This window comes from Brevundimonas sp. P2_A6 (genome assembly GCF_056404975.1).
Genome location: NZ_JBFUCZ010000001.1, coordinates 141,120 through 160,139 on the forward strand (window position 1 = coordinate 141,120; position 19,020 = coordinate 160,139).

27 protein-coding genes are annotated in these 19,020 nt (G+C 68.4%); 13 read left to right on the plus strand and 14 right to left on the minus strand.

The genetic code is table 11. The annotated features are described in order from the left end of the window. Positions 1 to 3 precede the first annotated feature (3 nt). The 8 genes from AC1DW4_RS00725 to AC1DW4_RS00760 all read right to left on the minus strand — a co-directional run bounded on the left by AC1DW4_RS00725 (position 4) and on the right by AC1DW4_RS00760 (position 7,149). Complete coding sequence (locus AC1DW4_RS00725) at positions 4 to 1,266, minus strand: glutamate-5-semialdehyde dehydrogenase (RefSeq protein WP_477015319.1); 1,263 nt, start codon at positions 1,264 to 1,266, stop codon at positions 4 to 6. After that, positions 1,266 to 2,405: a glutamate 5-kinase gene (gene proB, locus AC1DW4_RS00730; RefSeq protein ID WP_477015320.1), complete on the minus strand. Its 1,140-nt coding sequence runs from the start codon at positions 2,403 to 2,405 to the stop codon at positions 1,266 to 1,268. The genes AC1DW4_RS00725 and proB overlap by 1 nt, the downstream gene beginning before the upstream one ends. Positions 2,406 to 2,447: 42 nt before the next feature. After that, positions 2,448 to 3,302 carry a KPN_02809 family neutral zinc metallopeptidase gene (gene ypfJ, locus AC1DW4_RS00735; protein WP_477015321.1) on the minus strand — a complete coding sequence of 285 codons (855 nt, stop codon included), beginning with the start codon at positions 3,300 to 3,302 and terminating at the stop codon, positions 2,448 to 2,450. 67 nt (positions 3,303 to 3,369) lie between these two features. After that, positions 3,370 to 3,663 (minus strand): hypothetical protein, encoded by a 294-nt coding sequence (locus tag AC1DW4_RS00740; RefSeq protein ID WP_477015322.1) that lies wholly within the window; start codon positions 3,661 to 3,663, stop codon positions 3,370 to 3,372. A gap of 122 nt (positions 3,664 to 3,785) precedes the next feature. Next, positions 3,786 to 4,436 carry a class I SAM-dependent methyltransferase gene (locus AC1DW4_RS00745; protein WP_477015323.1) on the minus strand — a complete coding sequence of 217 codons (651 nt, stop codon included), beginning with the start codon at positions 4,434 to 4,436 and terminating at the stop codon, positions 3,786 to 3,788. A 32-nt stretch (positions 4,437 to 4,468) separates the two neighbouring features. Next, entirely contained in the window at positions 4,469 to 5,761 is a 1,293-nt protein-coding gene (locus AC1DW4_RS00750) for an ABC1 kinase family protein (protein ID WP_477015324.1), read from the minus strand. A gap of 96 nt (positions 5,762 to 5,857) precedes the next feature. After that, positions 5,858 to 6,202, minus strand: a complete 345-nt coding sequence (locus AC1DW4_RS00755; RefSeq protein WP_477015325.1) for a hypothetical protein — start codon at positions 6,200 to 6,202, stop codon at positions 5,858 to 5,860. Beyond that, positions 6,199 to 7,149: a fatty acid desaturase family protein gene (locus tag AC1DW4_RS00760; RefSeq protein ID WP_477015326.1), complete on the minus strand. Its 951-nt coding sequence runs from the start codon at positions 7,147 to 7,149 to the stop codon at positions 6,199 to 6,201. The genes AC1DW4_RS00755 and AC1DW4_RS00760 overlap by 4 nt, the downstream gene beginning before the upstream one ends. 83 nt (positions 7,150 to 7,232) lie before the next feature. On the opposite strand from AC1DW4_RS00760, the gene AC1DW4_RS00765 reads away from it, so the two are divergent. From AC1DW4_RS00765 to AC1DW4_RS00780, 4 genes are all read left to right on the plus strand, one after another. Beyond that, positions 7,233 to 7,601, plus strand: a complete 369-nt coding sequence (locus tag AC1DW4_RS00765) for a lysozyme inhibitor LprI family protein (RefSeq protein WP_477015327.1) — start codon at positions 7,233 to 7,235, stop codon at positions 7,599 to 7,601. Between the two features lie 78 nt (positions 7,602 to 7,679). Then, a complete protein-coding gene (locus tag AC1DW4_RS00770; RefSeq protein WP_477015328.1) occupies positions 7,680 to 8,081 on the plus strand; it encodes a hypothetical protein in 402 nt (133 codons plus the stop codon). Continuing rightward, positions 8,081 to 8,278: a helix-turn-helix transcriptional regulator gene (locus AC1DW4_RS00775; RefSeq protein ID WP_477015329.1), complete on the plus strand. Its 198-nt coding sequence runs from the start codon at positions 8,081 to 8,083 to the stop codon at positions 8,276 to 8,278. The genes AC1DW4_RS00770 and AC1DW4_RS00775 overlap by 1 nt, the downstream gene beginning before the upstream one ends. A gap of 36 nt (positions 8,279 to 8,314) precedes the next feature. Beyond that, positions 8,315 to 9,253, plus strand: coding sequence for an alpha/beta fold hydrolase (locus tag AC1DW4_RS00780; RefSeq protein ID WP_477015330.1), 939 nt, complete (start codon positions 8,315 to 8,317; stop codon positions 9,251 to 9,253). Between the two features lies 1 nt (position 9,254). Here AC1DW4_RS00780 and AC1DW4_RS00785 read toward each other — a convergent pair whose 3' ends face one another. Genes AC1DW4_RS00785 through AC1DW4_RS00805 form a run of 5 tightly spaced genes read right to left on the minus strand, consistent with a single transcriptional unit; the run spans position 9,255 to position 12,596 of the window. After that, positions 9,255 to 10,070 carry an RsiV family protein gene (locus tag AC1DW4_RS00785; RefSeq protein ID WP_477015331.1) on the minus strand — a complete coding sequence of 272 codons (816 nt, stop codon included), beginning with the start codon at positions 10,068 to 10,070 and terminating at the stop codon, positions 9,255 to 9,257. 13 nt (positions 10,071 to 10,083) lie between these two features. Beyond that, entirely contained in the window at positions 10,084 to 11,103 is a 1,020-nt protein-coding gene (locus AC1DW4_RS00790) for a UbiA family prenyltransferase (RefSeq protein WP_477015332.1), read from the minus strand. Between the two features lie 32 nt (positions 11,104 to 11,135). Further along, positions 11,136 to 11,609, minus strand: coding sequence for a YkgB family protein (locus AC1DW4_RS00795; RefSeq protein ID WP_477015333.1), 474 nt, complete (start codon positions 11,607 to 11,609; stop codon positions 11,136 to 11,138). Positions 11,610 to 11,666: 57 nt separating this feature from the next. Continuing rightward, the gene (locus AC1DW4_RS00800) at positions 11,667 to 12,116 is read right to left on the minus strand and encodes a DMT family transporter (protein ID WP_477015334.1); all 450 of its coding nucleotides are present in this window, start codon (positions 12,114 to 12,116) and stop codon (positions 11,667 to 11,669) included. Between the two features lie 9 nt (positions 12,117 to 12,125). Continuing rightward, the gene (locus AC1DW4_RS00805) at positions 12,126 to 12,596 is read right to left on the minus strand and encodes an NUDIX domain-containing protein (protein ID WP_477016194.1); all 471 of its coding nucleotides are present in this window, start codon (positions 12,594 to 12,596) and stop codon (positions 12,126 to 12,128) included. A gap of 125 nt (positions 12,597 to 12,721) precedes the next feature. On the opposite strand from AC1DW4_RS00805, the gene AC1DW4_RS00810 reads away from it, so the two are divergent. From AC1DW4_RS00810 to AC1DW4_RS00845, 8 genes are all read left to right on the plus strand, one after another. Then, on the plus strand, positions 12,722 to 13,519 hold the full coding sequence (locus AC1DW4_RS00810; RefSeq protein WP_477015335.1) for a COG4705 family protein: 798 nt from the start codon (positions 12,722 to 12,724) through the stop codon (positions 13,517 to 13,519). A 9-nt stretch (positions 13,520 to 13,528) separates the two neighbouring features. Continuing rightward, positions 13,529 to 13,660 carry a hypothetical protein gene (locus tag AC1DW4_RS00815; protein ID WP_477015336.1) on the plus strand — a complete coding sequence of 44 codons (132 nt, stop codon included), beginning with the start codon at positions 13,529 to 13,531 and terminating at the stop codon, positions 13,658 to 13,660. Further along, positions 13,653 to 14,411 carry an SDR family oxidoreductase gene (locus tag AC1DW4_RS00820; RefSeq protein ID WP_477015337.1) on the plus strand — a complete coding sequence of 253 codons (759 nt, stop codon included), beginning with the start codon at positions 13,653 to 13,655 and terminating at the stop codon, positions 14,409 to 14,411. Before AC1DW4_RS00815 ends, AC1DW4_RS00820 begins: the two co-directional genes overlap by 8 nt. A 4-nt stretch (positions 14,412 to 14,415) precedes the next feature. Further along, on the plus strand, positions 14,416 to 14,787 hold the full coding sequence (gene folB / locus AC1DW4_RS00825) for a dihydroneopterin aldolase (protein ID WP_477015338.1): 372 nt from the start codon (positions 14,416 to 14,418) through the stop codon (positions 14,785 to 14,787). Positions 14,788 to 14,860: 73 nt separating this feature from the next. Next, on the plus strand, positions 14,861 to 15,379 hold the full coding sequence (locus tag AC1DW4_RS00830) for a 6-pyruvoyl trahydropterin synthase family protein (RefSeq protein ID WP_477015339.1): 519 nt from the start codon (positions 14,861 to 14,863) through the stop codon (positions 15,377 to 15,379). An 83-nt stretch (positions 15,380 to 15,462) separates the two neighbouring features. After that, on the plus strand, positions 15,463 to 16,200 hold the full coding sequence (locus AC1DW4_RS00835) for a DUF4870 family protein (RefSeq protein WP_477015340.1): 738 nt from the start codon (positions 15,463 to 15,465) through the stop codon (positions 16,198 to 16,200). 10 nt (positions 16,201 to 16,210) lie between these two features. Beyond that, positions 16,211 to 16,603 (plus strand): hypothetical protein, encoded by a 393-nt coding sequence (locus AC1DW4_RS00840; RefSeq protein ID WP_477015341.1) that lies wholly within the window; start codon positions 16,211 to 16,213, stop codon positions 16,601 to 16,603. 52 nt (positions 16,604 to 16,655) lie between these two features. Then, positions 16,656 to 16,928 carry a GNAT family N-acetyltransferase gene (locus AC1DW4_RS00845; RefSeq protein WP_477015342.1) on the plus strand — a complete coding sequence of 91 codons (273 nt, stop codon included), beginning with the start codon at positions 16,656 to 16,658 and terminating at the stop codon, positions 16,926 to 16,928. 56 nt (positions 16,929 to 16,984) lie between these two features. Here AC1DW4_RS00845 and AC1DW4_RS00850 read toward each other — a convergent pair whose 3' ends face one another. Further along, positions 16,985 to 17,974: an SDR family oxidoreductase gene (locus tag AC1DW4_RS00850; RefSeq protein WP_477015343.1), complete on the minus strand. Its 990-nt coding sequence runs from the start codon at positions 17,972 to 17,974 to the stop codon at positions 16,985 to 16,987. 97 nt (positions 17,975 to 18,071) lie between these two features. Here AC1DW4_RS00850 and AC1DW4_RS00855 point away from each other — a divergent pair, with 97 nt between their 5' ends. Continuing rightward, positions 18,072 to 18,701 (plus strand): DUF4126 domain-containing protein, encoded by a 630-nt coding sequence (locus AC1DW4_RS00855; protein WP_477015344.1) that lies wholly within the window; start codon positions 18,072 to 18,074, stop codon positions 18,699 to 18,701. Positions 18,702 to 19,020 lie beyond the last annotated feature (319 nt).

Below are 19,020 nucleotides of genomic sequence, written 5' to 3' on the forward strand. Positions count from 1 at the left end.
CGGCTAGGGCCGCGTCTGGCCCGTGCCCGTCACCAGGTATTTGAAACTGGTCAGCTGTTCCGCCCCGACCGGCCCCCGTGCATGAAGCCGCGAGGTCGAGATGCCGATCTCTCCGCCGAAGCCGAACTCGCCGCCGTCGGCGAACTGGGTCGAGGCGTTCCACAGCACGATGGCGCTGTCGACCGCCTGCTGGAAGGCGGCGGCGGCCCAGGCGTCCTCGGCCACGATCGCCTCGGTGTGGCCCGAGCCATAGGTGGCGATGTGGTCGATGGCCTGATCCAGCCCGTCCACGATCCGCACCGACAGCATGGGGGCCAGATATTCCGTGGACCAGTCGGCGTCTTCGGCCGCGTCCATGCCGGGCACCAGGGCCATGGCCTCGGCATCGCCCCGCATCGCGCAGCCCGCCGTGCTCAGGGCCTCGGCCACCGGCACCAGCAGCCGTTCGGCCGCCGCGCGATCGACCAGCAGGGTCTCCGTCGCGCCGCAGACGGACACCCGCCGCATCTTGGCGTTGACGACCACGTCCACCGCCATCGCCGGGTCGGCCGAGGCGTGCAGATAGGTGTGGTTCAAGCCCTCCAAATGGCCCAGCACCGGCACCCGTGCGTCGGCCTGGACCCGCGCCACCAGGCTCTTTCCGCCGCGCGGGATCAACAGGTCGATGTTGCCTTCCAGCCCCGTCAGCAGCGCGCCCACAGCCGCCCGGTCGGGTGTATCCACCAGCTGCACCGCATCGACCGGCAGCCCCGCCTCGACCAGTCCCTCGACCATGGCCGCATGGATCGCCCGCGAGCTTTCCAGACAGTCGGATCCGCAGCGCAGGATGGCGACATTGCCAGACCGGATCGACAGGGCGGCCGCGTCGGCCGTCACATTGGGGCGGCTCTCGTAGATGATGGCCAGCACCCCCAGCGGCGTCCGCACCCGCTGGAACGCCAGACCGTTCGGCCGGGTCCAGCGATCGGTCACGACCCCCAGGGGATCGGCAAAGGCCGCGACGGCGTCGACGCCCTCCGCCATGGCGGCGATGCGCGCGGGCGTCAGGGCCAGGCGGTCCTGCATGGCCTCGCTCATGCCGTTCGCCCTGGCCCGGTCGATGTCGCGTTCGTTGGCCGCCGAGATCGCCTCGGCCTGCGACCGCAGAGACCGGGCTGCTGCGGACAAGGCGCGGCTGCGCACCTCGGCCGGGGCAGTGCGAACGGCCGCCGCCGCCGCCCTCGCGCGGCGTCCCATGGCCAGCATCTCGTGTTCGATATCGCTCATCAGGTCAGCACCAGATCGTCGCGGTGGATCGCCACGCCCGGCCCCTTATAGCCCACGATGGCCTCGATCTCACCCGAATGACGGCCCAGGATCAGGGCCATCTCGTCGGCCGAATAGGCGGCCAGGCCGACGCCGATGGACGCGCCCGCGCTCTGCACCCGAACGCTGTCGCCCCGGTCGAACCGCCCCTCGATTCGCCGGACGCCCGAGGCCAGCAGGCTGCGTCCCCCCGCCAGGGCATCGGCCGCGCCCGCATCGATCTCCAGCAAACCCGCCGGTTCAAGACTCCCCGCGATCCAGGACTTGTAGGCCTGCATGGGGCTGGCCGGCGCGGTGATCAGCGTCGCCCGAGCGCCTTCGGTCACCGCCGACAGCGGACGCCCGACCAGGCCCGATACGATCAAGGTCGCGCACCCCGCCAGGCGTGCGATCCGCGCCGCCTCCAGCTTGGTGGCCATGCCGCCGGTTCCGACCGACGCCTCGGCATTGGCTCCGCCCGCCATGGCCAGGATGTCCGGCGTCAGCGCCTCGATCCGGTCCAGATGCGTCGCCTCGGGGTTCCGTCGGGGATCTGCCGTGTACAGACCATCGACGTCCGACAGCAGGATCAGCAGGTCCGCCCGCGCCAGCTGAGCGGTCCGGGCCGCCAGCCGGTCGTTGTCGCCGTAGCGGATTTCTTCGGTCGCGACGGTGTCGTTCTCGTTCACCACGGGCACGACGCCGAGCTTCAGCAGCGCCTCCAGCGTCGCCCTCGCGTTCAGCCACCGTCGGCGGCGTTCGGTGTCGTCGCGCGTCAGCAGCACCTGTGCCGTCGTCATGCCGCGAGAGGCCAGAGCCGTCTCCCACGCCTGCATCAGCAGCGACTGGCCCACGGCCGCCGCCGCCTGTTTCTCGTCCAGGCGCGCATTCCTCTCCAGACCCAGACGCCCGCGCCCAAGCGCCACGGCCCCCGATGACACCACGATCACGGACCGCTGGCCGGCCCGAAGCGCGGCGATATCCTCGGCCAGCCCCGCCAGCCAGGGCAGGGCGGCAGCGCGGCTCGCGCCATCCACGACCAGTGACGAGCCGACCTTCACCACGACCCGGCGGGCGTGGCGAAGGGCATCGGCGGCGGTGGCAGGCGGGGAGGCGATCACGGCGCGACCTTGGCCTCAGGCCGCGTGCACCGCAATATGCGATCAGACGGCGGTGTAGCTGTCGCAGACCGACGGATCGCCAGACTGGTATCCACGCCGCAGGGCATCGACCCGCTGGGCGGAGGTGCCGTGGGTGAAGCCGTCCGGATTGACCTGACCGCCCGAGCGGCGTTGCAGGGTGTCGTCACCGATCGCGGCGGCGGTTTTGGCCCCCTCTTCCAGATCGGCCTGATTCACCGCGACTTCGCCGTTCGAGACCGAGGCGGCATTGGCGGCCCAGACCCCGGCGTAGCAGTCGGCCTGAAGCTCCAGCCCCACGGAATACTGATTGGCCTCGGCCTCGCCGCGCGCGCGTTGCTGGGCGGCCTCGACCTGCTGAGAGGCTCCGGTCAGGGTCTGGACGTGGTGGCCGATCTCGTGCGCCAGCACATAGGCGCGCGCGAAGTCGGCGCCCGATGCGCCCAGCTGGGTCTCCATCTCTTCCCAGAAGGCCAGGTCCAGATAGACCTTGTTGTCCGACGGGCAATAGAACGGCCCCATCGCCGACTGGCCAAAGCCACAGCCGGTCTGGGTGCCTTGCGTATAGATGACGATGCTGTCCGGCGGCGTATAGCCGTCGATCTTGGAGGCCCAGACCTGGTTGATGTTGCCGCCGACGATGTCGACGAACTGGCCGGCCTGATCTTCGGGCGGGCCCAGTTTGCCTTCCTGACTGGCGCTGGCCCCGCCGAACTGGCTGGCGACCTGTTGGGTCGTGGACGGGTCGATGCCGAAGACGAAATAGCCGATCAGGCTCAGGACGACGACGCCGATCCCGCCACCCGCGACCGCGCCGCCACCCAGGCCGCGCCGATCCTCGATATTGCCACCGCCCCGTTGTCCACCCTGCCAGCGCATGCCCGTCTCCCAGTTTCCGATCCCAAGCTAGGCCGGAACGCAGGGGGAGGGGAAGGGATGCACGTCTCTATCGCGGCGAGCGGGACAGCCAGTCATCGATCTGGGTCACGCCCGATACCGTGGCCTCCCGGTTGCGGCGGGCCGCCTCGGGCGTCTGGGTCACCAGTGGCTGCAGGGGGATGTAGGGTTCGGGCGCGCGGGCGGCCTGGAGCTCCTGCTGGGTCAGGCGGGCGTTGAGCTGGTTCTGGCGGGCGAACGACGCCTGCTCCTGCGATCGCTGACGCAGGCGCTCGGTCTCATAGCGGTGCTGATCGGCGACCGAGGCTCCGTAATAGGGGCCGAGAATGCGCGTCTGGGCCATGGTGCCTCCGGCAACCGTCAGAAGGGCGAGGGCGGGAAGGAGAAGGTTCGTCTTCATGAAGCAAGACATGGGCATGAAGGCCGCCGTCGCCAAGCGTGGCCGCGACCTCGGTGCCCGCCGCACTAATCCAGGCTGAAGACGGAGCATCGCTTGATGGCGAAGTCTTCCAGTTCTCGCGTCGTCGGGACCTGATATTCCGCCAGGACCGTCAGGCCCTCGGCGCGAAAATAGGTCCGGTGGGGATCGCCGATCAGCACGCGCGATCCCTGCCGCCGGGCCTGTCTGAGCCAGGCCATGACCCGATCCGTCATCGGCTTTTCATAGCAGACGTCGCCCGCGCAGATGACGTCGATTTCAGGCGGATCGGCATCCAGAAGGTTCGTGTCGGTGAAGGCGACCTCGACGCCGTTGGCTTCTGCGTTCAGCGCCACCGCCGCCTCGCAGAACGGATCGATGTCGGCGCACAGAACGCTGGCCGCGCCCGCCTTCATCGCCGCGATGCCGACCAGCCCCGAGCCGGTAGCGAAATCCAGCACCGACTTGCCGGCTACCTCCAGTGGCGTATCCAGTAGCCAGCGCGCCAGCCCCTGACCGCCCGACCAGGCGAAGGCCCAGAACGGCGGCGGCAGGCCCAGGTCGCCCAGTTCTTCCTCGGTCATGCGCCAGATCGGCGTGATCTCGTCGGCCAGCCACAAAGAGATCGCCGGCGTGTGCGGCACGGCCTGAAGCCGGGTGTTGGCGAGGATGAAGGCGGACGGATCGGCGATGGCCATCTTCAGCGTGTGCGCCTTCGCGCCCGGTCCGGCTAGAGCCAGGGCGCCAGGATCGCGCGCACATCGACCCGCGCCTGCAGCCGGCTGGCCAGAAGATAGATCCCGCCCAGCTTCCTCTGGATGAACAAGGTGTCGATCGGCGGGATGTGCCAGACGGCCCGGTCCTCTGCGAAGGTCATGCCGCGCGTCCTCAACTGACCCACCACGGCCGTGTCGCCGAAGTCGAACGGCTCGGTCGCCTGGAACGGGGCCATGGCCAGGTCGAACATGGCCTCCAGACCGCTGCGGTCCTTGTTCAGCGCCCGCTCGTCGAAAAAGCCGATCCGCCGGGCCGCTTCGATCGCTCCGGCGCGATCATTGTCCAGCGCCGCCTTCAGAAAGATGCGATACTCATCGGCCACCTCCGGCCGAATCTCCCGCGTCGCCCCGAAATCCAGCAGCACGATCCGGCCGGTCGTGGCGTCGTGGCGATAGTTGGCGAAGTTGGGATCGGTCTGCATCAGGCCGAATTCGAACAGCTCGCGCAGCAGCAGGGTCATCAGGGCGGTGGCGACGCGGTCGCGTTCGGCCTGGGGCGCGCGGGTCAGGCCCTCGACCGGATCGCCGGGCAGATAGCTCATGGCCAGGACGTCGGGCCGGGTCAGTTCGGCGTGGAGGCGGGGCACGACGAAGTCCGGATGGTCGGCCAGCAGCGTTCCGAACCGGGCCAGATACCGGCCTTCCCGCTCGTAGTCCGCTTCTTCGTGCAGCTGGCGCTTGGCCTCGCCGAGCAGGGGCGTGACGTCCAGCTCGCGCGGCAACAGGCCCGAAACGCGCAGCAGGGTGGCCACATTGTCCACATCGCTGTCGATGCTGTTGCGGACCCCCGGATACTGGACCTTGATGGCCAGGTCCTCGCCGTCCAGCGTCAGGGCGCGGTGCACCTGTCCGATGGAGGCCGCGGCGATGGGGTCGAAGTCGAACCGCTGAAACCGTGTCTCCCAGCCCCGCCCCCAGCGCCGGTTCAGCGCGGCCCTCAGCTGCACCTGGGGCATCGGCCGGGCGTCGGCCCGCAGGCGCGCCAGGATGTCGGACAGCTCGGGCGGCAGCATCTCGCCCGCGTCCATGGAGATCAGCTGACCGACCTTCATCGCCGCCCCGCGCAGCTGGGCCAGCTGTTCGGTGACGCGCACGGCATTGGCCGGGGTCAGCAGCAGGTCGCCGACCGTGGGCCGCTTGCCCTGGCTGAACTGCCGCGCCCCCTCGGCCAGCATGCCGCCCGCGACACCCGAGGCGAGGCCGCCGAAACGGGCCAGACGCGAAAGCCTCCCGCTGGGGACGGCCATGCCGCGGGGCTCTGATGGGGGCTGGCGCATGCGGACAGACATGGGCCGGGCGGAGACGAACCGGAATGCGGCATGACCGCCGGGTGCGTCAGGGCGTCAGATCAGCTCGACCCTGGCGACGATCGCGGCCTCGTCGCCGACGCCCAGGCCCTCGGTGAAGTAGGCCTCGATCCACCGGGCGATCCCGGACGCGTTTGTGATCGCCAGATCGACGGTCAGATACTGGCGCGGCTGAAAAGCGACGATCGTGCCACCACCCAACGACGCGACCAGGGCGTCCGGCCAGTCTTCGGCGCGCGAGGCCATGTTCAACTGTCCGTCGACAAACTGGACCCACAGATCGTCGTCGCCCTCGACCGACAAGGTGGCGCACAGGCCGACCGGACCCTGCTGGCATCGGGTCACCGCGTCCTGGATGATGGCGAAGGCATCTCGGGTCATGCGGTCGGCATCCGGCTGCTGGCGGCCCTGAGGACGTCGATATAGCCCGTGGCCACCTCCATGTTCGCCGCCTGCGGTCGGGCGGCGATCGCCCGATGCAGGCGCGGCAGGCTCCAGCAGGGGACGTGCATGAACAGGTGGTGCTCGGCATGGAAGTTGACCCAGTAGGGGGCGATGAAGGCCCGCTCCCACCAGGTGGCGCGTGTGGTTCGGGCCGCGCGGAACGGGTCGGTGGCTGACCCTTCGACGCAGGCATGTTCGGCGATGTTCCTCAACCGCGTGACCAGCGGAAACCAGGTCGCCATGGGCAGCAGCCACAGCGCGAAATACGCCCACCACACACCGACCAGCGTCAGCGCGATCAGAACGCCCGCGTTGACCAGCAGGAAAGGCAGCACCGACTGGCCCGTCACGACGGCGTCGTAGTCGTGGGCCTCAGGCTGGGCCGTGCCGGCCTTGCGCAGGGCGAGCGGCAGCAGCACCCGCTGCTTGAAGAAAGTCTGGCCGGTCAGGTCGCGGATCATCTTGCGGCGCAGCGAGCCGCGCGTGACCGGAAAGGGTGCCGACAGCATCAGGTCCGGATCTTCCGCCTGCTGGGCGAACCGATGGTGCGACAGGTGATAGGGGCGATAGATGGGCAATGCCGCTCCGACCGGCACCGCGCACAGCCAGTGACCCATGAAATCGTTCAGCCGCTGATCCTTCGCCAGCATCCCGTGAGCCGCCTCGTGCATCAGGATGGCCAGGCCCAGCTGACGCGTGCCTACGACCATGACGCAGAGCGGGATCAGCAGCGGCTGCCAGATCCCGACCGCCATGGCCAAGGCGATGACGCCCCAGGCGTGCAGCACCAAAAGCGGCCCCTTCCAGGAGGACTTCTCGCGGAACGGAGCCCAGTCCTCTGCGGTGAACAGATCGGTGGGCGAGATGCGGGGGGCGGCGGCCATTGACCCAGATTAGGCCCCGTGGCCTGATCGTCAAACCGTCGCACGACCGTGCCAATCGGGACGTTCAGTAAAAGGATCGACCCATGCGCAGACTTCTGGCCGCAGCCCTTCTTTTCTCCAGCATCCTCGGCGCGGGGACGCTGATTCCGATCGGGCCGGGCGCGCAGGCGGCCAGTTTCGACTGCACACGAGCCCGTCGCGCGGACGAGGTCGCCATTTGCGGCAACCGTTCATTGGAAGACGCGGACGTGAAGATGAGCACGACCTACACCCTTGTGCTTCAGCTGGTGGGGATGGGCGTGCGGGGTGATCTGCGCGACAGTCAGACCGCCTGGTTACGCGAACGTGGCCGTTGCGGCGGTAACGTCAACTGTATCGCCCAGGCCTATCAGGCGCGCACCCGCAGGCTCGAGGCCATATTCCAGACCGTCGTCAGGCAAGGCCCGTTCTGACGTCAGCCTGACCTGACAAAAGTCAGGTTGACATGATACGACGTCGATGTAAGGTAGGCCTTACATCGGAGAGCTACCATGCAACTGCCCAAGGTGTGGGACGCGGCCCACAAGAAGTATTTCATCCGCACCAACTGCTTCATGGCCGGCTATGTCGCCGTCAACGTCGCGGCCATCTTTGGCGCGTTCGACCAGATCATCGGAAAGCCCGCTGGCCTGGCGCTGGGCATCATCGTGGCCGCGCCGATCGCGGGTCAGGTCTGGGCCACCCTGTCGCTGATCAATGAGGCGGACGAATTCGTGCGCGTCCTGACGGCCAAGCGGTTCATCCTGGCCTCCGGTCTGGCCATGGCTCTGTTCTCGGGCTGGGGCTTCATGGAAAGCTATGGCGGCGCGCCGCATGCGCCCGGCTGGATCGTCTACATCCTGTTCTGGGGCCTGTTCGGCCTGGTGTCGCCCTTCGTGCGGGACAGCCGCTGATGCGGAACTCGCTGCGTGACCTGCGCACCGCGCGCGGCTGGACCCAGGAACAGCTGGGCCAGGCCCTGGGCGTCTCGCGCCAGGCGGTGAATGCCCTGGAAACAGAGAAGCACGATCCGTCCCTGGACCTCGCCTACCGGATCGCAACCGTCTTCGGCCAGCCGGTCGAGACCATCTTCGAAAACCCCCACGCCTGACGCACCGATCAGGCTCAACCTCCGAAGGACATCGACATGCGTTTTCAGACCGCCCTTCCGCGGTGCCGGCGCCCCCTTGCCTGGTTCCCGATCATCGTCGCCATCGTCGTCGCCTGCGCCGTCGGCCAGAACCAGGCGAAGGCCGAGCCTGCCCAGGCCGTTCAGACGACCCCCTTCACGTCCGACCGGCTGTCGGTCGAGGTGATCGGTGCTGGCCCCGACGTCATCCTGATCCCGGGCCTGGCCTCCTCGCGCGAGGTCTGGCGGCCCCTGGCCACCCGGCTGGCGGCCACGCACCGGGTTCATCTGGTGCAACTCGCCGGTTTCGCGGGCGAGCCCTGGATCCACGGCGACGGTCCCTTCGTCCAGCCCGAGGTGGATGAGCTGGCCCGCTACATCGCGCAAGCCGGTCTGGATCATCCCGCCGTCATCGGCCATTCGATGGGTGGCCTGTCGGGCCTGCTGCTGGCCCAGCAGCATCCGGACAGCATCGGCCGCCTGCTGATCGTCGACGCCCTGCCGTTCTACAGCGCCATTTTCGGGCCCGGCGCGACGGTGGAGGGGGCTCGCCCCTTCGCGGCCCAGTTCGCCGCCGGAATGCTTTCCGCAGACGACGCGACTTTCCGCACGCAGCAGGCCCAGGCCGCCCAAGGTCTGGCCCGCGATCCGGCCATCCGTCAGACCATGGTCGAATGGTCGATGGCCAGCGACCGCCATGCCCTCGCCGCCGCCTTGACCGACGTGATGACCACCGACGCCCGGCCCGGGCTGGCCGCCATGACCACGCCCGTGACGGCGATCTACGCCACCGACGCCGACGGCGGCCCGCCACCCGCGATGGCGCAAGCCCTGTGGACGCAGGAGTATTCGACCCTGCCCGGCGTCACCCTGATCGCCGTCGACGGCAGCCGCCATTTCATCATGGCCGACCAGCCTGCGCGCTTCGACGCGATCGTGGATCAGTTCCTGAAGTAGCTCAGGCGGCGGCGGGCTTCGGCTCGCCGCCGAACTCGTCGGCATAGGCCGGGGCGATCAGGCCGCGGAACGCGCTCTGCGGCACGGTGATCTGGAACGCGCCGTCGGAATAGGGCCCGACCAGATAGGGCGCGATCAGGAACACGAGCCCGCCCGCCTTGCCCGGCGTCACGCCTTGCGCCAGCACGAACGGCGTGGTCGCCGCCTTGGGGCAGGTCCACATCTCCCCGGTCAGGGACACGGTCTGCGCCTCCGGATCGCGCTTCTTCTTCTCGGCATTGATGGCGGCGCACAGGGCCGTGTCGAGCGCCGACAGATTGGCCCCCTTGATGAACAGGTCGGACGCCGTGATCTCGCGCTTCAGCGCCTTGTCCCACAGGATCGACAGGAAGGATGAGTTGGGGTGGGCCCCGCCCGTATCCTCGGTATCGGTACGCGCCAGGCTGAACAATTTTCCGGTTTCGGCCCCCGATGCGATGTCGATCGACTTGTCGTAGGCGCGCATCCCCTCATCGGTCCCGGCCTCGGACAGATCGCCCTGGGCCCCTTCGGCGAACTCGCGAAGGTCGGCGACAGTCCGGGCATAGAGCGCCGCATGAAGGTCCGGCTGGGCCTTGATGGCGATCGGCAGCTTCAGGCTGACCTCGGCGTAGGGCGTCTTGGACTCGTAGGCCATCGGGGCGGCGGCCTCGGCCGGGGTCACGGCGGCTCCCGGGGTCGGCGCAGGCGTCGCCTCGACCGGCTTGTCGCGGTTGCACCCGGCCAGCGTTCCGGCCACGGCCAGACTGATGACGAGGCTGCGGATGGCGAGGGTCATGACGATCTCCGGTTCAGAGCGACAGTGTTAGCCCACCCAGAGCGATCGCCGCCAGCAGGATCAGCCCGGCCTCGCGGTTGGACTTGAACAGCCGCAGCGCCAGCGCCCCGTCCTCGGGCACCAGCGTCCGCACCTGCCAGACGAAATGCGCGCCATAGGCCGCCAGCACGACGAAGAAGCCCAGACCCAGTCCGGCCGCCACCCCCGCCGCCACGGCGCACAGGGTCGCCAGCGTGTAGAAGACCGCGACGCCGCGTCTGATGTCCTTGCCCAAACGCCGGGCCGTGGACTTCACCCCGACCATGGCGTCGTCCTCGATGTCCTGCAGAGCGTAGATGGTGTCGTATCCCAGCGTCCAGAACACCCCGCCCAGATAGAGCAGGGCGGCTGCGGCCGTCAGCGAACCGTTCACGCCTGGAACGGTGTCGAAGATGGGCCACTGGCCCGTCGCCATCATCGTCTTGGCATAGGCCCAGGCGAAGAACGGAAGGATTCCCGCCGCCGCCGCGAACCCCATCAGCGCGCCCCAGTTGAACGTCAGCCCCAGCCACGCCTGCGGCCACCAGGTAATCCGCTTCATGAACGGATAGGCCGCCACCAGCGCCAGCGATCCGACGCCCAGCAGCACCGCGGTCAGGTTCAACGTCAGCAGGATCAGAAGACTGATCAGGCTGCAGGCGACCAGAAATCCCCAGGCCTGTTTCACGCTGATCCGGCCCGACGGGATCGGTCGCTGTGCCGTGCGGGCCACCTGCACATCGATGTCCCGGTCGACGATGTCGTTGAACGCGCACCCCGCCGCCCGCATCAGACAGGCCCCGATGCCGAAGCCGATGAACAGCCAGAGGTCGCTGAGCTCTGGCGCGCGTTGATATTGCGCGATGGCCAGGGTGATCCCCTGCCAGCCGGGCAGCAGCAGCAGCCAGATGCCGATCGGCCGGTCGAACCGGCCCAGCTTCAGCCAGGGCTTCAGCCCCTCGGGCGCGCGGGCATCGACCCAGTTTCGACCGGCATCGGGAAGGGGAGCGGACATGGGATGGGCGATAGCATCCCCGCGCCGCTTCGTCAGGTCGTCGCTTGCGTCAGTCTTTGCCGCGCGTCGAGCGCCAGGAACACGCAAATGGCCAGCAGACCGATGTCCTTGGCCAGGAACTGACCGGTCCCGCCAAGGGCCGGGAAGCTGTAGCCGGGCTCGACGATGCCCGGCGCGGTGAAGAAGAAGCTCAGCGTCACCAGGAAGGTCGCCGTGCCCATCAGCCCGCCGACCAGGCCCGCCAGCGGAAATCGGCCGCCGACGGCGATCAGAACGCCGGCCGAAACCTCCAGCACCCCGATCACATTCGACGCGCCCTGGACGCCCAGAAGCGGATACATCCAGCCGAACAGCCAGTAGTGTTCCGCGATGCCCTGCACGCCCTCGGCCTCATAGGGCAGGAACTTCATATAGCCGAACACCAGCAGGATCAGCACGATCCCCAGGCGCAGGGCGGCCCTCGCATCAAGGGCGGGACGGGCGTCGAGGGTCGATGGCGTGGTCATGCAGGGCTCCGGACAGGTCAGCCCCGGTTCGCCCCCGGCCCGGAAACGGTTACAGACTCAGCCCCGCCGCACCAGCAGCACGCCGCCGATGACCAGGGCGACGCCCGCGATCCGCGTCAGGCTGATCGGGTTCTGCGGCACGCCCAGGGCGCCGAAATGGTCCAGCACCAGGCTCAGCAGCAGCTGACCCGCCACCATCAGGGTGATGGTCATGGCCACCCCCAGGCGGGGCACCGCCCAGGCCGCCGCCACGACGAAGATCGCGCCATAGAGCCCGCCGAACCAGGCATAGGCGGGCAGGGCCTTGGTCGCGACCATGTCCGGCCGGGTGTGCAGGATGGCGGCGATGATCCCCAGCGCGGCGGTACCCACGGCGAAAGAGATGAAGGCCGCATTGACCGGGCTGGCCACGGCAGAGGCCAGCCGCGCGTTGGTCGGGGCCTGAAGCGCGGTCGCGCCGCCGGCCAGGACGACGGCCAGCATGGCCAGATAAGGGGCGAAGTTCATGGCGTGCCTCTACCAGTTCGGATCGACGCTCGCGCCGCCGAAAATCTCGGCTAACCGCGCGACGGTGGATCGGTGGGCATCGACGGGCAGATCGGCGGGGTCGAACCAACCGGTCTCGGCGATCTCTCCGTGATGGGTCAGCTCGCCGGGCGTGAAGGCGTCGAACCGATAGACCGCGACATGGTCCCCGCGAAAGAATCGCTCGTTGGAATGCAGCGACAGCAGGTGTCCGGGCGCGGTGGCCTTCAGCCCCGTCTCCTCGAACAGTTCGCGCGCGGCGGCATCCAGACAGGTCTCGCCCCGATCGACGCCGCCGCCCGGCAGCCACCAGCCGGCCAAGTAGGTGTGCTTGACCAGCATGACGCGGCCCCGATCGTCGACCGCCACCGCCCGCACGCCCAGCGTCATGCCCCGGGTCGCCCGTGAGAAGGCGAAGAACAGAGGGCGGGTGAAAGGCTCGATTCGGGCGCGCCAAGGCATGTCCACCAGCATGGCAGGCTCTGCCGCCGTGGCCAAAGGCATCCGCATCGTCGGAGCGGAAAATTCGCCGTGACAAAGCCGTGTTCGGGGACCAAGCCTGACCATCGAACCCGGAGCATGCTGCCGTGAACCCTGACACCCGCGAAATCCTGTCCAAGGTCCCGGCCATCACGGCGGGCTTCTGGCTGATCAAGATCCTCGCCACCACGCTGGGAGAGACCGGCGGCGACACGGTCAGCATGACCATGGGGCTGGGCTATCTGACCGGCACGGCCATCTTCATGACCGTGCTGATCGTCCTGGTCGCGGCCCAGATCATGGCCAGGCGATTTCATCCCTTTCTGTACTGGGCGACGATCATCGCCTCGACCACGGCGGGCACGACCCTGGCGGACTTCGCCACCCGGTCGCTGGGCATCGGCTATACCGGCGGGTCGGCCCTGCTGCTGGCGGCTGTCCTGGCCTCGCTGCTGGCCTGGCGGCTGACGCTGGGGTCGATCGCGTCGGACACCGTCAGCACGCCCCGGGCCGAGGCCTTCTACTGGGTCACAATCACGCTTTCCCAGACGCTGGGCACGGCGCTGGGCGACTGGACGGCCGACACCGGCGGGCTCGGCTATCTGGGCGCGGCGGTGGTTTTCGGCGGCCTGCTGGCGCTCGTCGCCGGGCTGGCGTTGTGGACACGGGTCAACCGGGTGCTGCTGTTCTGGGCCGCCTTCATCCTGACCCGGCCGCTGGGCGCGGTCGTCGGCGACTTTCTGGACAAGCCGGTCGATCACGGCGGTCTGGCCTTCAGCCGCCCCGTCGCCTCGGCCGTTCTGGCGGTCGTGATCCTGGTCCTGATCCTGTTGCTGCCCCAGCGCGCGGGGCGTCATCCGGGCGAGGGCGGGAATGCAGGCGACGGAACGCCGCAACCCGCGTGATCGTTCGGCTTGAACAGGCGGACCGGCCGCTGTATCGCACCGCCTGAACAGGAGAGTTCCATGATCGCCCTCGGCATCATCATCGGTTTCGTCGTCGTGCTCGCTGCTGTGAACCTGTTCGAGTTCGGCCGGGTTGACTGACACACCTTTGGCGGCAGCGCTGGTCACCGGCGGCGCGCGCCGCATCGGTCGCGCCATCGTCCTGGCCCTGGCCCATCGTGGCCATGACGTCGCCATCCATCACCGCGACTCGAAAGACGAGGCCGAGGCGGTCGCCGCCGAAGTGCGCGCCCTGGGGCGTCGTGCAGCCGTCGTGGCCGCGGACCTGACCGACGAAGCCGACGTCCGCACCCTGATCCCCGCAGCCTCGGCCGCCCTCGGCTCGCTGTCGGTGCTGGTCAACAATGCCTCTGTGTTCGAGGACGACCGCGTCGGGTCGCTGTCGCGCGAAACCTGGGACGCCCACATCGAGACGAACCTCCGCGCCCCTGTCGTGCTGGCCGAGGCCTTCGCCGACCAGGCTCCGGACGGGTCGGCCATCGTCAACCTGCTGGACCAGCGGGTGCTGAAGCCCGATCCCCGCTTCATCTCCTATGCGATTTCGCGGAACGGCCTGTGGTGGGCGACGCGCACCCTGGCCCAGGCGCTGGCCCCGCGCGTCCGCGTCAACGGCGTCGGGCCCGGACCCACGCTGAAGTCCATCCATCAGTCGGACGAGGAGTTCGCAGCCGAGGCCGCCGCCGTGCCGCTGCGCCACGGAGCCTCGCCCGATCAGATCGCCGAGGCCGTCCTGTATCTGGTCCATGCCCGATCCGTGACCGGCCAGATGATCGCCGTCGACGGGGGTCAGCACCTGGCGTGGCGCACGCCCGATATCGCGCCGGAGTCCTGAAACCGTGGCCACCGTCCAAGAACCCCGCCGAGAAGGCCTGACCATTTTTGTCGAAGGTCTGAAGGTGGAGGCCGGCATCGGCGTCTATGACCATGAACACGGCCGGCTGCAGACCCTGCTGATCGACGTGCGGCTGGAGCTTGGGCCCGTCCAGGTCCACGGCCTGGCCGACACGATCAACTACGAGACCGTCGCCAATGCCTGTCGCCGCATCGTGTCCGAGGGCCACGTTGGTCTGGTCGAGACCTTCGCCGAGCGGCTGGCGCTGGACTGCCTGACCGATCCGCGCGTGTGGGCCGTCATGGTGCGCGTCGACAAGCCGGGTGCCCTCGAGGCCGCCGCCGGGGCCGGGTGCGAGCTGCGTTACGCGCGCTGAGGGGCTCGTCCACTGGACGAATGGCCGCTGAACCTTGCGTTCGCGCGCCTTTGGCAACACATAGCGCGCTCTCATGCCCCAGGTTCGCTTCACCCGCCGGTTTTCCATGGCCCACCGCCTGCTGGCGGATGCGGGGTCGCGGTGCGCCGTGCCGCATGGGCACAATGAGTTCGTCACCGTGACCTTGGCCACCGATGCCGCGATCGACTTCGGCGGCTCGAACTACGTCGCCTCGTTCGAGACGCTTAAGAAGCGCTGGCACGGTTTCATCGACGGGGCCGTGGATCATGCGTTTCAGGTCGGCTCGGACGATCCGTTGCTGGACTGGTTCAAGGCGCACGAGCCGCATCGCTTGGGTCAGATCATGGTGTTCGCGGGTGATCCCACGACCGAGGCCTTCGCCATCGCCTTGCGGCGCAAGCTGGACGCCATCCTGGCCGACGACGGCTCGCCCTACGCTTGCGTCGAGCTGGCCCTGGAGGAGACGCCGACCAACACCATCGTGGTCGGCGAGCATTTGAGCGCGGCGGAGCGCGCCTGGGCGGCGGGCAGCTGGATGGATCGGCCCGACATGAGCATCAACGACTTGTAGGATAAGGCCCGGCCCAACCACCATGCCTTGCCTAGGGGCGGGCGGACCGCCATTGTCGCCGCACCTGACCTTCGAGGATTCCGATGGCCGAACACGGCGATCCAGACGCCCCCAAGCCGACCGATCCGGCCGTCGAACACGACGATCTGGTGGGATTTTCCTCGGCCGCCGCCCTGCAGGGCCGTCCGCGTGTCGTTCCCGCGCCCGAATCCGCGCCTGAGCCGACCCCCTTGCCCGATGCGGCAGACGCGTCGGCGATGGAACCTGAGCCCGAGCTGTTCGCGTCCCCGGAACCGACCCCCCGCCAACCCGTCCCCACCGCCCCCGAAGCCCAGCCTGCTTCACCGGTCGAGACCTCGTCCTGGCGCGAGCCGGAGCCGACGGTCGCGCCGCCCCAACCCGCCCCGTTGCCCAGCTGGGCGGTCGAAACGCCGACGGCTGCGGGTTCGATCCGCATGGACGGTCGCACCGTGGTTCCCCCCAAGGAAGTCACCGGCAGCAACGGACTGTATGCCGTCTACGCCCTGATCCTGTTCGCCGTGCCGACGCTGGGTGTCTCGGTCCTGATCGCGCTGCTGGCCGTCACCGGTCGCCCGGGGCCTTCCGAGCAAATCGCCGCCAGTCATTTCATGTACCAGCAGCGGACGCTGTGGACGGCGGCGGTCGCGGCCCTGCTGGGAGCCATCCTGATCGCCGTGGGTCTGGGCGTGTTCGTGCTCTTCATCGTAGCGGTCTGGATGATCCTTCGGGGGGCCAGCGGCGTTCTGACCCTGAAGGCCGGACGGCCGGTCCGCGATCCGCGCGGCTGGTTCCTGGCCTAGGAGCCGCAGAATGTCCGACGCATCTCAACCCCGCCTCGCCGCTGGTCACGAAGCCGAGGGCAAGCCCGCCGCCCTGATCGCCTGGGGCCTGTATATCCTGTCGATTCCCAGCGCCAACGTGCTGGTCCTGGTCGGACTGGTCGTCGCCTATGCGGCGCGTGGGACTGCCACCGGCCTGGCGCGCCAGCATATCGAGGCGCAGATTTCGCTGTTCTGGTCGGTCTTCTGGTGGACCATCGCCACCTGGGTCCTGATCGTCGTCAGCGCCTTCGCCTCGATCGTGCTGATCGGCATCCCGTTCCTGCTGCTGTTCCTGGCGCTGTGGTTCCTTCTCAGCGTCTGGTTCACGGTCAAGAGCGTGCTGGGTCTGCTGGCGCTACTGGGTGATCGCCCACCGACCTGAGGCGGAACGACCGCGTCAGGCGCGGGTTTTCCCCTCTCAGTCAGGAGCAGCCATGTCCGATTTCCAGGATCTTTCCGCCGACCGACGCTACGAACAGGCGTTCGAAGGCGGCCGTGTCTGGGCCGACTATGCCGACGGTTCGGGCGGCCGGGCCATCCTTCATGTCGAAGCCGAGGACGCCCTGCGTGGATCGGGCGCGGCGGGAAAATTCATGCAGAACCTGGCCGATGATGCGCGAGCCGAGGGGACCAAACTGATCCCCCGCTGCGGCTACGCCGTCGCGTGGTTCAAGCGCCACCCCGACCAGGGCGACGTGCTGGCGTAAGATGATATGTCTCCTCCCCATTCACCAAGCGGCGAGCGGGGAGGAGACATTCTGCCTCATCCCCCCGCATATCCCCCGATGATCGGCAGCACCTCTCCGGTGATGAAGCTCGACATCTGGGGCGAGGCCAGGAAGACGTAGGCGGGTGCGATCTCCTCAGGCTGGGCCGGGCGTTTCATCACCGTGTCCGCCCCAAACTTCGACACGCCCTCGGCCTGCTTGTCGGCGGGGTTGAGGGGTGTCCACACCGGGCCGGGCGCGACCACGTTCACCCGGATTCCGCGCGGGGCCAGATGCGTGCCCAGCGAGCGGGCGAAGGCATGGATGCCGCCCTTGGTCATCGAATAGTCCAGCAGATCCTTGTTGCCCAACAGGCCGGTGACCGATCCCGTCATCACGATCGCCCCGCCCGCCTTCATGTGAGGGACGGCGGCCTGGGCCAGGTTGAAATAGCCATACAGGTTGGTCTTCAGCGTGCGGTCGAAATGCTCGAACGTCAGGTCCTCGAACGCGTCGACGTGCTCCTGGAACGCCGCGTTCGGCACCACGACGTCGAGGCGACCGAACGCCTTGATGGTCTCGTCCACCGCCATCTTCGAGAACGCCGGATCGGCCACGTCGCCCTTCAGGACGATGGCGCGGCGACCCTCGGCCTCGACCGCGCGCTTGGTTTCGGCGGCGTCATCGTCCTCATCCAGGTGGCAGATCACGATGTCGGCCCCCTCGCGCGCGAACAGGACCGCCACGCCCCGACCGATGCCCGAATCCGCGCCTGTGATCAGCGCCGCGAACCCCTCCAGCTTGCCCGATCCCTTCCAGAAGGGCGCGTCATACATCGGAGCGGGGTCCAGCGCGGCCTCGTCGCCCGGCTTGGTCTGGTGCTGCTTCGGGAAGGGCGGCTCGGGGTATCTGCGCGCGCCCGCTTGCACTGCGTTCGTCTTCTGGTCGCCGCCTTCGCCTTCCTTGGCCTTGGCGTCGATCTCGGCCTGGATCGCGCGTTCGTTGTCGGCGATGTCTTGGGCGGCGGGGGTGAAACGGTCGTCCATGAGGCTCTCCTGAGGCTGACCTCAGAAAGGCTACGGACCCGGGACCGGTTCCGGGGCATTATGGTCACGACGGCGAGAGGCCGCGGTGGAGGCCTGGATGAACAGCATGGATTTGGGCTCGGTCGCCGGACCGCTGCAGACCTGGATTCTGCCCGCCCTGCTGGGTCTTGGCCTGGCGTCGGCGACGGGCCTGCGCACTTTTCTTCCCCTCTTGATGCTGGCCCTGGCCGCACGGTTCGGCCTGTTCGGCATCCACCTGAATGAACAGATGCACTGGCTGGCCGACTGGCCCGCCATCGCCGCGCTGGGCGTCGCGGCGGTGGTGGAGTTCGCGGGCGACAAGATCCCCGTCGTCGATCACGGCCTGAACGTGCTGGGAGCCTTCACCCGGCCCGTGGCCGGGGCGGTCGCTGCGGGCAGCGTCTTCGCAGGTCTCGATCCCGCCACGGCCGCGATCGCCGGGCTGATCGTGGGTGCTCCCACCGCCTTCGCCTTCAATGCGGCGCAGGGCGGCGCGCGCCTCACCTCGACCGCGACCACCGGCGGCATCGGCAATCCGATCCTGTCGCTGATCGAGGACGTACTCAGCTTCCTGACTGTGATGCTGGCTTTCGTGCTGCCGATTCTGGTGCCGGTGCTGATGATCGTTCTGGCGGTGCTGCTGTTCCGCCTGGCGAAGCGGCTGCGCCAACGCCTGTATTCAGAACCTAGCCAGAGCCGCGCGTAGCGTCCGGCTGGCGACCGGTGCTTCCTGGCCGAGGCGGCGCGCGACCTCGCGAACGGTCGCGGGATAGCTCGATCCCCCATCGCGATCTCTTCGGCCAGGATTGTCATCCGCTCCACCGCCGCCGCCAGCTCGGCGATGTGATCGTGGGTCACCGCCAAGGTCTCGGCCTGCAGGCTTCTGACCCTCTCGCCGTGACTCGGCTCGCGCGCCGGATCGTCGCGATCCGCCCGCACGATCGCCAATGAAGATGTCATGGATGCCCCTCCACACCGACCCCTTCGCCGGTCTTCACAGGGGAATACGGTTAACGCGGCGATCC